Source organism: Comamonas sp. E6, assembly GCF_001010305.1.
Taxonomy (GTDB): domain Bacteria; phylum Pseudomonadota; class Gammaproteobacteria; order Burkholderiales; family Burkholderiaceae_C; genus Comamonas; species Comamonas thiooxydans.
In genome coordinates, this window is sequence record NZ_BBXH01000007.1 from 258,442 (window position 1) to 273,298 (window position 14,857).

Annotated in this window: 13 protein-coding genes; 7 read left to right on the forward strand and 6 right to left on the reverse strand. The window is 61.7% G+C overall.

Features of this window, described 5'->3' with window-relative positions:
* Nucleotides 1-104: 104 nt before the first annotated feature.
* The 5 genes from CSE6_RS05495 (at nt 105) to CSE6_RS25995 (ending at nt 5,824) form a co-directional block, all read left to right on the forward strand.
* A complete protein-coding gene (locus CSE6_RS05495) occupies nt 105-1,349 on the forward strand; it encodes a branched-chain amino acid ABC transporter substrate-binding protein (protein ID WP_034382413.1) in 1,245 nt (414 codons plus the stop codon).
* Nucleotides 1,350-1,452: 103 nt separating this feature from the next.
* Complete coding sequence (locus CSE6_RS05500; RefSeq protein WP_059440048.1) at nt 1,453-3,102, forward strand: acyl-CoA dehydrogenase family protein; 1,650 nt, start codon at nt 1,453-1,455, stop codon at nt 3,100-3,102.
* 14 nt (nt 3,103-3,116) lie between these two features.
* Entirely contained in the window at nt 3,117-4,658 is a 1,542-nt protein-coding gene (locus CSE6_RS05505; protein ID WP_083994682.1) for a class I adenylate-forming enzyme family protein, read from the forward strand.
* Between the two features lie 111 nt (nt 4,659-4,769).
* Nucleotides 4,770-5,537, forward strand: a complete 768-nt coding sequence (locus CSE6_RS05510; RefSeq protein ID WP_034351093.1) for a tyrosine-protein phosphatase — start codon at nt 4,770-4,772, stop codon at nt 5,535-5,537.
* Between the two features lie 137 nt (nt 5,538-5,674).
* Complete coding sequence (locus CSE6_RS25995) at nt 5,675-5,824, forward strand: hypothetical protein (RefSeq protein ID WP_165571812.1); 150 nt, start codon at nt 5,675-5,677, stop codon at nt 5,822-5,824.
* A gap of 65 nt (nt 5,825-5,889) precedes the next feature.
* Here CSE6_RS25995 and CSE6_RS05515 read toward each other — a convergent pair whose 3' ends face one another.
* Both CSE6_RS05515 and CSE6_RS05520 read right to left on the reverse strand, forming a co-directional pair.
* Nucleotides 5,890-8,199 (reverse strand): NADP-dependent malic enzyme, encoded by a 2,310-nt coding sequence (locus CSE6_RS05515; RefSeq protein WP_059440049.1) that lies wholly within the window; start codon nt 8,197-8,199, stop codon nt 5,890-5,892.
* A 240-nt stretch (nt 8,200-8,439) separates the two neighbouring features.
* Nucleotides 8,440-9,954, reverse strand: coding sequence for a sulfatase-like hydrolase/transferase (locus CSE6_RS05520; RefSeq protein WP_238585641.1), 1,515 nt, complete (start codon nt 9,952-9,954; stop codon nt 8,440-8,442).
* 141 nt (nt 9,955-10,095) lie between these two features.
* On the opposite strand from CSE6_RS05520, the gene mnmE reads away from it, so the two are divergent.
* Entirely contained in the window at nt 10,096-11,523 is a 1,428-nt protein-coding gene (gene mnmE, locus CSE6_RS05525) for a tRNA uridine-5-carboxymethylaminomethyl(34) synthesis GTPase MnmE (protein WP_012840381.1), read from the forward strand.
* Between the two features lie 89 nt (nt 11,524-11,612).
* On the opposite strand, the gene yidC is transcribed toward mnmE, so the two are convergent.
* The 4 genes from yidC to rpmH form a co-directional block, all read right to left on the reverse strand.
* Complete coding sequence (gene yidC / locus CSE6_RS05530) at nt 11,613-13,325, reverse strand: membrane protein insertase YidC (protein ID WP_012840382.1); 1,713 nt, start codon at nt 13,323-13,325, stop codon at nt 11,613-11,615.
* Complete coding sequence (gene yidD, locus CSE6_RS05535) at nt 13,322-13,621, reverse strand: membrane protein insertion efficiency factor YidD (RefSeq protein WP_003064792.1); 300 nt, start codon at nt 13,619-13,621, stop codon at nt 13,322-13,324. The genes yidC and yidD overlap by 4 nt, the downstream gene beginning before the upstream one ends.
* Nucleotides 13,618-14,175, reverse strand: coding sequence for a ribonuclease P protein component (locus tag CSE6_RS05540; protein ID WP_034382418.1), 558 nt, complete (start codon nt 14,173-14,175; stop codon nt 13,618-13,620). Before CSE6_RS05540 ends, yidD begins: the two co-directional genes overlap by 4 nt.
* 64 nt (nt 14,176-14,239) lie before the next feature.
* The gene (gene rpmH / locus CSE6_RS05545; protein ID WP_003060014.1) at nt 14,240-14,374 is read right to left on the reverse strand and encodes a 50S ribosomal protein L34; all 135 of its coding nucleotides are present in this window, start codon (nt 14,372-14,374) and stop codon (nt 14,240-14,242) included.
* A gap of 44 nt (nt 14,375-14,418) precedes the next feature.
* Between rpmH and CSE6_RS05550 the strand changes: the two genes are divergently transcribed.
* Nucleotides 14,419-14,652: a hypothetical protein gene (locus tag CSE6_RS05550; RefSeq protein WP_034382419.1), complete on the forward strand. Its 234-nt coding sequence runs from the start codon at nt 14,419-14,421 to the stop codon at nt 14,650-14,652.
* The last annotated feature ends 205 nt before the right edge of the window (nt 14,653-14,857 follow it).

The window sequence follows — 14,857 nt, forward strand, 5'->3', positions numbered from 1 at the left end:
CACCTTTTTTGCACGGTTTCCTAGAATTTTTGACAGGTACCTCGATGCCATTGTGCATTGCTGCCTGGTGAATAAAAAATTCTCATGAGAGGACGGAGACAAGCATGCACCCTCGTATTTCCACTCCCCTGGCGGCAGTGGCTCTGGCCTGCGCATCACTCGTTCATGCGCAGCCGGCCACGGTGGTGAAGATTGCCTCGCTGGATGCCATGAGCGGCCCCATGGCGGGGCTGGGCCTGAACATACTCAAGAGCTTCCAGTACAGTGCCAAGCTTGCCAACGAGCAAAGCTGGGCCGGTGCCGTGAAGTTCGAGGTCGTGCCCTTCGACAACCGCCTCTCCGCACAGGAGGCGCTGAGCCAGCTCAACTCCATCATCGGACAGAACATCCGCTATGTGGTGCAGGGCGCCAGCTCCTCGGCCGTGGGCCTGGCACTGCAGGAAGCCATCGAAAAGCACAACAGCCGCAACCCCGGCAAGGAAATCATCTACCTGAACTATGCGGCCCAGGCACCGCAGATGACCAATGCCAGGTGCAGCTACTGGCACTTTCGCACCGATGCGAATTCGGACATGAAGGTGGCCGCGCTGACCTCCTACCTGGCCGGGCAAAAGCAGGTGAAGCAGGTCTTTCTGCTCAACCCCAACTATGCCTACGGCCAGGAAGTCTCGCGCGCCGCACGCAGCATGCTGGCGGCCAAGCGCCCCGACCTGAAGATCGTGGGCGATGACTTCCACCCGCTGGGCCAGGTCAAGGATTACTCCCCCTATATCGCCAAGATCAAGCAATCCGGGGCCGATGCCGTCATCACTGCGGACTTCGGTGCCGATCTGGCGCTGATCGTGCGGGCCGCACGCGAAGCTGGCTTGAGCACGGACTTCTACACCCTCAACGGCAACAACTTCGGCGTGCCCAGCGCCATGGGGGCAGCAGGGCAAGGCAGGGTCAAGCTGATCTCGGCCTTCAGCCCCAACTCTGAGCCACTGGCAAGCAACCCGCTGCTGCCGGGCTTCAAGCGCCAGTTCAACGAGGACTTCATCAACGGCCTGGGCCACAACGCCATGCTGATGCTGGCCCAGGCCATACGCGAAGCCAAGTCCGTGGAACCTGCCGCCGTCGCGGCCAGGATGTCGGGCATGCGCTTCGAGGGCATCAACGGCCCCGTGGAAATGCGCAAGAGCGACCACCAGGCCCAGCAACCCATCCATGTGCTGAGCTGGGAGCAAGTGGACGGCAAGGCCGTGGTGCATGACCAGGAAGGAACGGGCCTGGGATGGAAGCCCGTGAGCACGGTTTCCGCACCGGCGGCCAGCCTGGACACCAGCTGCAAGATGAAGCGGCCATCCTGAACCCGCACCCTGGCGGCCCCTGACCGCCAGTTGCGCATGACATAGAAATCACAAAGCCCTGCGCCCTGCTGCGGGCAGGGCCACATAGCAAGGAAGAGACATCATGACTGGCATCCACCCCCATAACCAGGCTCCGGAGCTCAAGGACTACAACGTCTACACCAGCGATCCGGTGCTGCAGCGTGCCGTGACACGCGGCGGCGCACAGTGGCGCGACCCGGAGCTGCAACGCCAGGGCGCGGAATACGGCGCCGAAGCCACGCTGCGCGCCGCAGAAGAAGCCAACCATTTCGAGCCCGAGCTGCACACGCATTCGCCCTCAGGCGACCGTATCGACCAGGTGCGCTTTCACCCTGCATGGCACCAGATGATGACGATTGCACGGCGCAACGGCATCTCCAACCTGCCCTTCACCGACAAGCGGCAGACGGCCTGGGCCGCCTATGGCGCATCGCTGTTCATGCACAGCCAGATCGAGTCCGGCTCGACCTGCCCGACGACCATGACCAAGGCCAGCATTCCGCTGGTGCGCATCAACCCGCAACTCAATGCGGTGCTGGGGCCGCTGCTGGAATCCACCGATTACGACGCGCGCGACATCCCCGCCGAGGGCAAGCGTTCCATCACCGTGGGCATGGGCATGACGGAGCGTCAGGGCGGCAGCGATGTGCGCAGCAACATCACGCGTGCCGTGGCCCTGAACCCATCGGGCAGCAGCGGCCCCTGGGGCGAGGAATACCTGATCACCGGCCACAAGTGGTTCTTCTCGGCCCCCATGTGTGACGGGCATCTGGTGCTGGCCAAGACCGAGGAGCGCGGCCCCACCTGCTTTTTCGTGCCACGCTGGCGGCCCGACGGCAGCAAGAACGCCATTCATATCCAGCGCCTCAAGGACAAGGTGGGCAACCGCTCCAACAGCAGCAGCGAAGTGGAGTTCGACAACGCCTGGGGCGTGCTCATAGGCCAGGAAGGCCGGGGCATTGCCACCATCATCGAAATGGCCACCTACACCCGCCTTGACTGTGCGCTGTCCAGTGCAGGCTTCATGCGCCAGGCCCTGGTCCAGGCCCTGCACTACACGCGCAACCGCCATGCCTTCGGCTTGCCCCTCGCCGAGCAGCCGGTGATGACCGGCCTGCTGGCCGATATGGCATTGGAATCCGAAGCCGCCACCTGGCTGGCCATGGATCTGGCAGCACGCTTTGGCTCCGAAGACGCCCTGGATCAGGCCTGGCGCCGCATCGTCACGCCTGCCGCCAAGTTCTGGAACTGCAAGCGTGCCGTGGGCTACACAGGCGAAGCCATGGAAGTCTTCGGCGGCAACGGCTATGTGGAGACCGGCCCCATGGGGCGCTTGTTCCGCGAAGCACCCGTCAACTCCATCTGGGAGGGGTCGGGCAACGTCATGTGCCTGGATGTGCTGCGCGCCATTGCCCGCAATCCGGACGACGCCCATCTGCTGCTGGACCATTTGCGTGAAGTCGGTTCGGAGGAAGCCGTGCTGCGTGCGCAGGTGGACAAGCTGCGCCAGGCCGTCACCCTGCCCCCTCAGGAGCTGGAGCGCGAGGCTCGCCGCTTCACCCAGCGCCTGGCCACCACGGTGCAAGCCACGCTGATGCTGCAGCATGCGGGCAGCGACAGTGCCTCGGCCTTCATCGGCAGCCGCTTCGACCCGGACTGGGGCCCGGTGGCAGGTGTTGCCTTCGGCAGCAGCGACCCAGCCGCCCTGCTGCGCAATGCCTGGACTGGCTGAGGAGGACGCCAGCAATGATGAATTTCATTTCCCTGCTCGACCAGCAGGCACGCACGCGCCCCGAAAAACTGGCGCTGCGCGCCGACGGCCAGGACTGGAGCTATGCCGCGCTGGCGCAGGCCGGCCGCCGAGCCGCCACCGTGCTTTATGAGCAAGGCGTGCGCCAGGGCGACAAGGTAGGCCTGCTGTGCTTCAACACCCCGGGCTTTGTGTTTGCGCTGCTTGGCGCCTGGCGGCTGGGCGCGGTCGTCGTGCCCATCAACCACAAGCTGCAGGCCCCGGAGGTCAGCTACATACTGCGCCATTCGGGTGTCCGCCTATGCCTTGTGGATGGTGCGCGCGCTTCGCTGATCACCGCCATCCAGGCCGAACCACAGCCGCTGGCCGACATGCAGTGGCTGAGCACAGCTTCTGCCGCCGAGGGCCTGGACTGCTTCGATGAGCTGCTGGCACAGGCTGCGCCCTGCGGCGACGAGCATGGCCGACCTGCGCCACACGCTCTGGCCGAGATTCTCTACACCTCCGGCACCACGGGCCAGCCCAAGGGCTGCCTGCACAGCCATGCCAATGTCTTCCATGCCGCCCTGTGTGCAGCGGCAGCCACCTCGCTGGCGCCCACGGAGCGCACGCTGATCGCCATGCCCATCTGGCACTCGTCGCCGCTGAACAACTGGTTCCTGGGCACCTTGCTCATGGGCGGCACCGCCGTGCTGATGCGCGAATATGCGCCCAGGGAGTTTCTGGAAACGCTGGCGCAGGAACGCATCAGCTTCACCTTCGGCGCACCGATTGCCTTTCTGGCTCCGCTGGCCGTGGTGCCCGATGTGGCCAGCTACGACTTCAGCGCCATGCGATTGTGGGCCTACGGCGGTGGCCCGCTGGGCGCGGACATGGCTCGCAAGCTGGCTCAGGTCTATCGCAGCGACCGCTTCATGCAGGTCTATGGCATGACCGAATCGGGCCCGCTGGGCACCGTGCTCTACCCCGAAGAAGCCGTGGCCAAGGCAGGCTCCATAGGTCGCTGCGCCATACCCGGCGTTGAACTGGAAGTGCGCCGTCAGGACGGCAGCCTGTGCAGCTCCGGCGAAGTGGGCGAGATCTGCCTGCGCTCTGCGGCCATGATGCAAGGCTATCTGGACAACCGCGAGGCCACGGCCGCCGTGCTGGATGACCAGGGCTGGTATCGCAGCGGCGACCTGGCGCGCGTGGACGAGGACAGCTATCTCTACATCGTGGACAGACTCAAGGACATGATCGTCACCGGCGGCGAGAACGTCTACTCCAAGGAAGTGGAAGACGTGCTCTGCACCCACCCCGATGTGCAGGACGTGGCCGTCATCGGCCGCCCTCATCCCGAATGGGGCGAGACCGTGGTGGCAGTGCTGACCCTCAAGCCCGGCAAGACGCCGGACCATGAGGATCTGCGCCAGTTCATGGAGACCAGGCTGGCTCGCTACAAGATTCCGCGCATCTTCGAAGTCCGTGACGCGCTGCCACGCACCGCGACCGGCAAGCTGCTCAAGCACATGCTGCGCGGCAGCACGACCAGCCACTGAGGTCAAAGGCAAGGCAGGCGACGCTTTTCGTCGGGGCCGACGATGCATGCGCCGCAGCTGGGTAACACGGATGACATGGACGGGTCTTTGCAATCCGCTATAAGCAGTGATATGCAACTGAACCACGACCTGCTGACGGAGCGCCCAGCGCGCCAAGTCTCCCTCTCGGGAGCCTCCAATTTCCGTGATCTGGGCGGATATCGGGGCTTGGACGGCCGCCGCCTGCAATGGGGCAAGCTGTACCGCTCCGCCCATCTGGCGCATCTGACGCAGCAGGACCTGGAACAGCTGCAAAAGCTGGGCATCCACCGCAGCGCGGACTTTCGCGGCGAAGGCGAAAGCGCGCATCTCTCCTATGACTGGCCCAGGATCGAACGCCATGCCCTGGTCGTCGAGCCCACGGTAGTGCAGCGCGCCCAGTCCATGATGGAGCAGGGCCGCAACCTCAGCAGCCGCGATACCGAGGAGCTGATGCATGACACCTACCGCAGCTTTGTGAACGTGTACGGCAATCGCTTTGCACAGTTCCTCGCGCTGCTGCAGCTCAGCGATGCGCCGCTGGTCTTCCACTGCACGGCCGGCAAGGACCGCACGGGCTGGGCCGCTGCCCTGCTGCTGACGGCGCTGGGTGTGGACGAGGAGCAGATCATGGAAGACTATCTGCTGACCAATCAATACTTCAGACGCCCCGCCCAGATGTACGGCCAGCTGTCCGAAGAGGCTCTGGATGCGCTGTGGCGCGTGCAGCCGTCCTACCTGATGGCCTCGGTCGATGTGGTGCGCGCCCAGCATGGCAGCGTGGACCGCTATCTGACCCAGGTTCTGGGTATAGACGGTGCTGCACGCGAGCGACTGGCCGAGCTGTATCTGGAGACTTGATCAAATTTGATAGCTGTCAATGCTTATCCTGAATTGGTTTCATACCAATTTCAGGCATAACAAGCTGTTACGGCAGGGTATCTTCGGCCCGCTACCATGGGCCATAAGCCGCAATGGATGCGGACAAGGAAATGCAGATGCGCAAATGGCTCACCCTGGCCGCAGCAGCCGCCACGCTGGCGCTGACGGCCTGCTCCGGCACCATGCCGGCCTCCTCCAGCTCCAGCGGCTCCGGCGGCGTGGAAATCTTTGGTACGGTGGACGCAGGCGTCAGCCGCACCTGGTAGGCCCCGCAGGCACAAAAAAGCCCGCCGTGCTCCATGCACGGCGGGCTTTTGTTTTTACCGCGTAATTAACGGCTGACGTTGGCGTCGGCCACGGTCAGCGCCGTCATGTTCACGATACGGCGTACCGTGGTGCTGGGAGTCAGCACATGCACGGGCTTGGCCGCACCCAACAGCACCGGACCCACCGCAATGCCGCCGCCGGCAGCCTGCTTGAGCAGGTTGTAGCTGATGTTGGCGGCGTCGATGTTGGGCGAAACCAGCAGGTTGGCATCACCCAGCAGCGTGCTGTTGGGCATGAGCTTGGCGCGGGCCTTGCCGTCCAGGGCCACATCGCCGTGCATTTCGCCATCCACTTCCAGCCATGGCGCCTGCTCGCGCAGCAGCTCCAGGGTCTGGCGCATCTTGACGGCGCTGGGCTGGTTGCTGGAGCCGAAGTTGGAGTGGCTCAGCAGCGCAGCCTTGGGCTTGATGCCGAAGCGCATCATTTCCTCGGCGGCCATGATGGTGATCTCGGCCAATTGCTCGGCCGTGGGGTCGTAGTTGACGTGGGTGTCGACCAGGAACACCTGGCGCTCGGGCAGCAGCAGGCCGTTCATGCAGGCATAGGTGGCCACGCCGCTGCGCTTGCCGATGACCTGATCGATGTAGTTCAGGTGCACATTGGTGTTGTTCCAGGTGCCGCAGATCAGGCCGTCGACCTCGCCCTTGTGCAGCAACATGGAGCCGATCAGCGTCAGGCGGCGGCGCATTTCGATCTTGGCGATGGGCGCGGTGATGCCCTTGCGCTCCGTCATGCGGTGATAGCTCTGCCAGAAGTCGCGGTAGCGCTCGTCATGCTCGACGTTGACCACGTCGTAGTCGGCGCCTTCCTTCATGCGCAGGCCGAACTTCTCGATGCGCTGGGCAATGATGGCGGGACGGCCGATCAGCGTCGGGCGGGCAATGCGTTCGTCCACCACGATCTGGGCCGCGCGCAGGATGCGCTCTTCCTCGCCCTCGGCATAGGCCACACGCTTCTTGGTGGCCTTCTTGGCGGCGTGCACGATGGGCTTCATCATGGTGCCGGAGGCATAGACGAAGGTCTTCAGATGCTCGCGATAGGCATCCATGTCCTGGATGGGGCGCTTGGCCACACCGGCTTCGGCCGCAGCCTGGGCCACGGCGGGCGCCACGATCAGCATCAGGCGCGGATCGAAGGGCTTGGGAATCAGGTACTCGGGGCCGAAGCTCAGCACCTCGCCCACATAGGCGGCAGCCACTTCTTCGGACTGCTCGGCCTGGGCCAGCGCGGCAATCGCGTGCACGCAGGCGATCTCCATCGAGGTGGTGATCGTGGTCGCACCGCAGTCCAGCGCGCCACGGAAGATGTAGGGGAAGCACAGGACGTTGTTGACCTGGTTGGGGTAGTCCGTGCGGCCCGTGGCGATGATGGCGTCGTCGCGCACCGCCTTCACATCTTCAGGAATGATTTCCGGGTTGGGGTTGGCCAGCGCGAAGATGATGGGCCTGGCCGCCATCTTCTTGACCATGTCCTGTTTGAGCACGTTGCCGGCGGACAGGCCCAGGAAGGCGTCGGCGCCCTCGATCACCTCACCCAGCGTGCGCAGCTCGGTCCTCTGGGCAAACAGCGCCTTGTCCGGATCCATCAGCTCGGTACGGCCCTCATAGACCACGCCGGCGATGTCGGTCACGAACACGTTCTCGCGCTTCAGGCCCACTTCCAGCAGCAGGTTCAGGCAGGCCAGAGCCGCGGCGCCGGCGCCCGAAGCCACCAGCTTGACCTCTTCGATCTTCTTGCCCGCTACCTTGAGCGCGTTGACCATGGCCGCTGCCACCGTAATGGCCGTGCCGTGCTGGTCGTCGTGGAAGACGGGAATGTTCATGCGCTTGCGCAGCTCGCGCTCCACGAAGAAGCACTCGGGCGCCTTGATGTCTTCAAGGTTGATGGCACCGAAGGTGGGCTCCAGCGCAGCAATCACGTCGACCAGCTTTTGCGGGTCCTTCTCGTCGATCTCGATATCGAACACATCGACGCCGGCGAACTTCTTGAACAGCACGCCCTTGCCCTCCATCACGGGCTTGGAGGCCAGTGCACCGATGTCGCCCAGGCCCAGCACTGCCGTGCCGTTGGAGATCACGCCCACGAGATTGCCGCGGCTGGTGTATTTGAAGGCCGCAGCCGGGTCCTTGACGATTTCCTCGCAGGGCGCAGCCACGCCGGGCGAGTAGGCCAGGGCCAGATCATGCTGATTGGCCATGGGCTTGGTTGCCGTGATGGCCACCTTGCCGGGCTTGGGGAACTCGTGATACTCCAGTGCCGCCTGACGCAGCAACGCACGTTTATCAATCGAGGTAATGGGCTTGGTGTCGGACATCAGCGGTCTCCAGCTCGCAAAGTAAGTCATCCGCAGTAAGGACTCTCTATGGGCACACAGCCCGGCCCCTGCGCTCCTGCGGACGATGAAATCGGATTTTGGATTGTAGGCCGAGTGCTATCAAAAAAAGAGGGGGTGCAGCTCGGCGTTTAAGGTCAAACAGCCATGACTGTTCAATAACAATGCAAACAAAATCATAACATTATGCGAACGATGCATAACACATGGAGATTTTGCACCTCAGGGCGTGCAGGCATCGTCGCGATAGAGCTCGGCATAAGGCACGCCATCGAAATGCAGCTTCCGGCTGTCCTGCAAATGCGGCATCGCCGTGCTGACGTCGTATCCCTGAGCTGCAATCAATATCTCGGGCGCCAGAGTCGTGCTGTGTGCCATAGGACTTTCAGAGATCGCCACCTCTTCACTCCCTTGCAGACCCCTCATTGCCTCGTTCGCCCAATATGCCAGTGGCACCTCCAGCACTGACTGATCATTGCCCTGGCGAGGGCTGTCCACACAAGGAGGAACTCCAAGGCCATGATCAGACACGTAAAGCAGCGCGCTGGGCGCGTCAGACGCTTCATCCAGCATGCGAATCCAGTCGGCCAGCAGGTCCGAGGTATAGCGAATCGAGTTATCGTATGCATCTGCGCCCTCATAACGGGAACGAGGGTAGCGCTGGGAGATATCGGGATGACTGCCATAGGTATGAAGAACCACTAGCTTATGTGACGCTTCATCCGCCAGCGACTTCTCCAGCCAAGTCGTCATCACTTCGTCATGTGCCCCATTGCCCACCTTGGCATAGACATCCGCAGAGCGACGCAATATCTGCGAGTACATATCCTCGCTCTTGTCATTGAATCTGGAGTTGGAAAAGACAAAGGTCTTGTAGCCAGCATGCCGAGCCAAATCCAGGAACGAAGGCGAGGCATTTTTCTGGCTGTCGAAAGCAGACTGCCCCGTCAAAATATAGGGCAGCGCCTTTGCCGTATTGAAGCCATGAGCCATGACCTTGTAGGTCCGCAAACCGGAAACCTGCCTCAGTGACTGATTGGTATCGTCTTCCTGATAGCCCAATAGTGACCAGCGATGGCTGCTGGCACTCTCACCAATAATCACCACCAAGGTGTTTGCCTGAGATGCACTTGGCCTGGCAGGCAGTGTCGGCTGATAGAAAACCTCTTTTTCCAGATCTCCATAACGCACTGCAGCCTTGGCCATATGCATGGGGTAGATATGACGCAGTTTATGCACATAGTCATTGACGGTGAACTGCTGAGTCATGCCAAAGGCAAAAAAGCTGGTCCAGAGCAATCCTATGCCAAGCAGTATTCTTTTCTCCCATTTCTGAAATGGAGCTGCTCCAGGCTTGCAGTTTTTAAAGAGAAAGTAGCCACATCCGAAACTTGCCACCAGCCAGCACAGCACGACAAGAACCATCTGGCGATTGATAGAGTTCAGGAACTCGGCAGCCTCGTGAGCCTCGGTGCGCAGCAGCGTGGCAAGGGAAAACTCATCGATCATGTTTCCCAAAAACTGGGCATGAAAAATATTCGCAGCGCCGATAAAAATCAGAAGTGGAATACAGATCGCCAGAGACTTTCGGGACAGCGCCAAAGGATAGAAAAACAGCGCGGCCAACAGCGTGTAGCCCACTTCTTTTCCATATGAGCGAATGAGAAACGGAGGTGAAAAAAGCAATATCCAGGCGAGTAGAGAGCCCAGTCTCATTGCAAAGGAAGATATATTCATTTTTCGTGACAGATTTGTGACGATTGTATGAAATACTTCTTTTGTTAAATAGCCGCCCAAGCAGCGCTCACCACTGACTTTCTAGGACTTGACCCGCAGGGCTATGATTCGCGGCTTCTCTTCTCGACCGAAAGTCCGCCCATGCTTCCCCGCCACAACGACCCTATTGCCGCCATTGCCACCGCTCCGGGGCGTGGTGCCGTGGGCATCGTTCGGGTCTCCGGCAAAGGCATTGCTGCGCTGGTACGGACGCTTTGCGGCAAGGAGCTGAAACCGCGCGAAGCGACTTATCTGCCTTTCAGGGACGCGGGCGGCTCGCCCATAGACCATGGCCTGGCCATCTACTTTCCCGGCCCGCACAGCTACACGGGCGAGGATGTGCTGGAGCTGCAGGCCCATGGCGGCCCCGTGGTGCTGCAGCTGCTGCTGGCACGCTGTCTGGAAGCAGCACAGAGCGCCAATGAAGATGGCAAGCCGGTGCTGACTGGGCTGCGTCTGGCCCAGCCCGGCGAGTTCACCGAGCGTGCTTTTCTCAACGACAAGATCGACCTGGCCCAGGCCGAGGCGATTGCCGACCTCATCGATGCCAGCACCGAAGCCGCCGCGCGCAGTGCCAGCCGTTCGCTGTCCGGTGCCTTCTCGCAGGAAATCCATGTACTGCGCGATGCCCTGGTGCATCTTCGCATGCTGGTGGAGGCCACACTGGACTTCCCCGAGGAGGAAATCGACTTTCTGCAGAAGGCCGATGCCTTTGGCCAGCTGGAGCGCCTGCGCCACCAAGTCACTGCCGTGCTGGCACGCGCCCACCAAGGCGCGCTGCTGCGCGAAGGCATCAAGGTGGTGATTGCCGGCCAGCCCAATGCGGGCAAAAGCTCGCTGCTCAACGCGCTGGCGGGGGCCGAGCTGGCCATTGTCACCCCCATTGCCGGAACCACGCGCGACAAGGTGCAGCAGACGATTCAGATCGAGGGCGTGCCCCTGCATGTGATCGACACCGCAGGCCTGCGTGACAGCGATGACGAGGTGGAGCGCATCGGCATTGCACGCGCCTGGGACGAGATTGCAGCGGCCGATGCCGTGCTCTTCCTGCACGACCTGACCCGCGTGGAACAGGCCGACTATGCGGCAGCCGATGCCGATATCGCCCGCACCCTGCAGGACAAGCTGCCCGCGCAGGTACCGGTCATCCATGTCTGGAACAAGACCGATATGGCGGCTGCCGACGTGCAGTCCCGCCACACCGCCCAGCTCAATGCCGAGCAGATCGCCTTGTCGGCTCGTACCGGCGACGGCCTGGATGCGCTGCGCAAGCGCCTGCTGGAAGTGGCGGGCTGGCAATCCGCCCCCGAAGGCCTGTACCTGGCCCGCGCCCGCCATGTGGAAGCCCTGCAGGCCGTGGATGCCCATCTGGAGATGGCCGACGAGCAGTTGGCCGCTCAATCCGCCCATCTGGACCTGCTGGCCGAGGAGCTGCGCCTAGCCCAGCTGTCGCTGAACTCTATTACCGGCGAATTCAGCTCCGACGACCTGCTGGGGGTGATCTTCTCCAGCTTCTGCATTGGCAAGTAAGGCCGCAGGCTGGCCCGCCGTCTTGTTCGAGTGGGCATAAAAAAACGCCACCTTTTCAGGTGGCGTTTTTGTTGGCGCTGGCGCCGTGCTTACTTGCCTTCGGCAGCCTTGCCGAACTTCGGCAGATTGAACTGAGGCGGCACGCCCATGCGCTTGTTGATGATCCACTGCTGAGCGATCGACAAAATGTTGTTCGTCAGCCAGTACAGCACCAGACCCGAGGGGAAGAAGAAGAACATCACGCTGAACATCAGCGGCATGATCCACATCATCTTGGCCTGCATGGGGTCAGGAGGAGCGGGGTTCAGGGCGGTCTGCAGCAGCGAGGACAGAGTCATCAGCAGCGGCAGGATGAAGAAGGGATCCGGCACCGAAAGGTCATGAATCCAGCCAATCCAGGGCGCGTTGCGAATTTCCACGCTGGATTGCAGCACCCAGTACAGAGCCATGAAGACAGGGATCTGAATAACGATGGGCAGGCAGCCGCCCATGGGGTTGACCTTCTCCTCGCGGTAGATGCGCATCATCTCCTGCTGCATCTGCTGGGGCTTGTCCTTCAGACGCTCGCGCATTTCCTGAATGCGGGGGTTGATGGCCTTCATCTTGGCCATCGAGGAGTAAGCCTTGGCGTTGAGCCAGTAGAAGGCAATCTTCAGCAGCACCACCAGGGCCACGATGGACCAGCCCCAGTTGCCGATGAACTTGTGCAGCTCGGACAGCAGCCAGTACAGCGGCTTGGCCAGAATCGTCAGCCAGCCATAGTCCTTGACCAGTTCCAGACCGGGCGAGAGCTTTTCCAGCATGGGCTCGACCTGAGGGCCGGAGAACAGGCGCGAGCTCACGGTCTTGGTCTGGCCGGGCTCCACGGTGCCCACGGGCGTAATCATGCCCACGGCGTAGAGGTTGTCACCCACCTTGCGCACGAAGTTGTCACGCTGGATGCCGTCGGCCAGCAGCCAGGCGCTGGCGAAGTAGTGCTGCACCATGGCCACATAGCCATTGGAAGATGCCTTGTCGACTTCGGCCTTGCCGTTCTCGATGTCCTTGAACTCGACCTTGTGGTACTTCTTGGCTTCGGTATAGACGGCCGGGCCAGTGAAGGTGGAGTAGAACGTGGACTCATGCTCGGGCTTGTTGCCGTCGCGCACCAGCTGCATGTACAGCTGGGGGTTCACGGCGGCAGAGCCGGTGTTGACCACATCGTGCTGCACATCGACGGCATAGGAGCCGCGCTTGAGCGTGAAGGTCTTGACCAGCTTCACGCCACCCTGGTCGGCCGACTCGAAGCGCACTTGCACGCTGTCCTGACCGTCCTTGAGCTCGCGCTCGCCGGGCATCACGGTCATGGGAGTCTTGTGCGTGGGGAAGTTGCCGCCGATCAGGCCGGTCTGACCCAGATACACACGCTTGGCGTTTTCCTCGAACACCTGCATGAGCTTCTTGTCATCCACGGTGTCGGAGTACTTGAGCAGCTCGGAAGCTTTCAGCGTGCCACCTTCGCTGTCGAAGGTCAGACGCATCACATCGCTGCCCACGATCACGTCCTGACGGGGCGTCACGGCTGCTGCGGGCTGAGCCGCGGCATTGGCGGCACCGGGCACATCGCCGGCAGAAGCTGCTGCTGCGGGCTGGGGCACGCTGACGTCAGCAGGCTTGACATCGGCCGCAGCAGGCGCACTGACCGTCTGCGGCGATGGGAAGAAGGTGGGCTTTTTGCCGTTATGGATTTGCCACTTGTCCCAGAGCAAAACCATGGAAAAGCCAAATATCACCCACAGTATGGTGCGGCGAATATCGTTCATGAAGACTTCTTAGGTGAGGAAGGTTGGGTGGTCGCGGAAGAGTCCGAGGCATCGTCCAGAAAGGAAAACAGCCTGGGCTTTTGCTGTGGCACGGGATCATGCCCTCCGTCACACCACGGATGACAACGCGCCAGCCGGCGCACCGTCAGATAAGAGCCTACCGCAGCGCCGTGTTGCTCCAGCGCTTGAAGGGAATAGGCCGAGCAGGTCGGCTCGAAGCGACAGGCCGAGCCCAGCCAGGGACTGAGCAGCAGCCTGTAGCCACGCACTACAGCCATGAGCAGTCGCTGCATCATGGCTGATTCTCCGGCTGACTTGCTATTGAATCAGTAGCTTCTCGCGCTTTACCATCAATGGCTTGAGGTGAATTCTTCTTCAAATCCACCTCGGCCTCGGCGGTCTGACGGGCCTGCGTCAGGCGGCGCGCCCCGGTCGCAAAAAGCTGTTGCAGTTCCTTGCGGACCGCTGCCTTGAGCTGATCCGAAGTTGCACTGACGAATTGCTTACGGTCAAACCCCGAGCGCAGGCGCACCACATAGGAAGCACACAGCAGGGCATCCTCGTAATCCGAGGACACCGCGTAGATCTGGCGCTTGATGGTGTGGCGCGTGACCGAGCGGCGTGCCCAGCGCTTGGGCACCATGGCACCCAGCCAGGCCTGCTTGCGCACGGCACCAATGCCAAACAGGGCCTGCGGATCGTTCGATCCGGGCCCTGTCCTGGGGTTGGCAACCATGTCGGGAACCTCGGCCACCAGCTCCATGCGATGCAGGGCGAAGTGCGGGGTACGGGCAATCGTGCCCGCGGACATGGTGGCCTGGAATTGCGGACGCGTTTTCAGCCTTTGCATAGGAGAGCCTCCGTTCAGAGGCCTTCAGCGCAGCGAATGAGCAGACCGCTAGCCAACGCCGGCCTTAGACGGCCAGACGCTTGCGGCCCTTGGCGCGACGTGCGTTGATCACGGCACGGCCACCCTTGGTCTTCATGCGGACCAGGAAACCGTGGGTACGGGCGCGGCGGATCTTGGAAGGTTGGTAAGTACGTTTCATGTTGGTTCCTTGAGAAGGTTCAGTATTTGCGTCGGCAAGGCGCCATGTCTGCGCCCGACCATTCCGGTTTTGCGCCGCACACTGTCACCGCCAAACCCGATATTTTTTCACATGCCGTGCATGTCATCGGACCAGAAGGCAACAAACGGAACAAAGCACCCGCCACAGCGCTAAAGCAACTGGGCGCGCGCGCACAAAAAAGGCGCCCGGCTCATATCACCCTGAACACATTCAGGGAAACCGGGGATTATCACAGCGTTGCGCCTTTGATGCAATGACCCTTGAATTTGCTAAGGACTCACGGGGTATCCCGTCAAGCACCTGCGCAGCCCAGAGATTCTTTACAAACAGCAGGCGGCCAATCTATTAGGATGTGCAGCCTATAACGCACCGGAGTCGGGGACAGCCTTCTGATATTTTGTGGATAACTTCCGCAAAAGCTACAATACCAACCCCGCAACTGTTCCTCCTATCCACAATTAG

Excerpts from the sequence above, each read along its gene's own strand:
- CSE6_RS05495 (WP_034382413.1), top strand. The coding sequence starts at position 105 with ATGCACCCTCGTATTTCCACTCCCCTGGCGGCAGTGGCTCTGGCCTGC.
- CSE6_RS05500 (WP_059440048.1), top strand. The coding sequence starts at position 1,453 with ATGACTGGCATCCACCCCCATAACCAGGCTCCGGAGCTCAAGGACTAC.
- CSE6_RS05505 (WP_083994682.1), top strand. The coding sequence starts at position 3,117 with ATGATGAATTTCATTTCCCTGCTCGACCAGCAGGCACGCACGCGCCCC.
- CSE6_RS05510 (WP_034351093.1), top strand. The coding sequence starts at position 4,770 with ATGCAACTGAACCACGACCTGCTGACGGAGCGCCCAGCGCGCCAAGTC.
- CSE6_RS25995 (WP_165571812.1), top strand. The coding sequence starts at position 5,675 with ATGCGCAAATGGCTCACCCTGGCCGCAGCAGCCGCCACGCTGGCGCTG.
- CSE6_RS05515 (WP_059440049.1), bottom strand. The coding sequence starts at position 8,199 with ATGTCCGACACCAAGCCCATTACCTCGATTGATAAACGTGCGTTGCTG.
- CSE6_RS05520 (WP_238585641.1), bottom strand. The coding sequence starts at position 9,954 with ATGAATATATCTTCCTTTGCAATGAGACTGGGCTCTCTACTCGCCTGG.
- mnmE (WP_012840381.1), top strand. The coding sequence starts at position 10,096 with ATGCTTCCCCGCCACAACGACCCTATTGCCGCCATTGCCACCGCTCCG.
- yidC (WP_012840382.1), bottom strand. The coding sequence starts at position 13,325 with ATGAACGATATTCGCCGCACCATACTGTGGGTGATATTTGGCTTTTCC.
- yidD (WP_003064792.1), bottom strand. The coding sequence starts at position 13,621 with ATGATGCAGCGACTGCTCATGGCTGTAGTGCGTGGCTACAGGCTGCTG.
- CSE6_RS05540 (WP_034382418.1), bottom strand. The coding sequence starts at position 14,175 with ATGCAAAGGCTGAAAACGCGTCCGCAATTCCAGGCCACCATGTCCGCG.
- rpmH (WP_003060014.1), bottom strand. The coding sequence starts at position 14,374 with ATGAAACGTACTTACCAACCTTCCAAGATCCGCCGCGCCCGTACCCAC.
- CSE6_RS05550 (WP_034382419.1), top strand. The coding sequence starts at position 14,419 with ATGTCTGCGCCCGACCATTCCGGTTTTGCGCCGCACACTGTCACCGCC.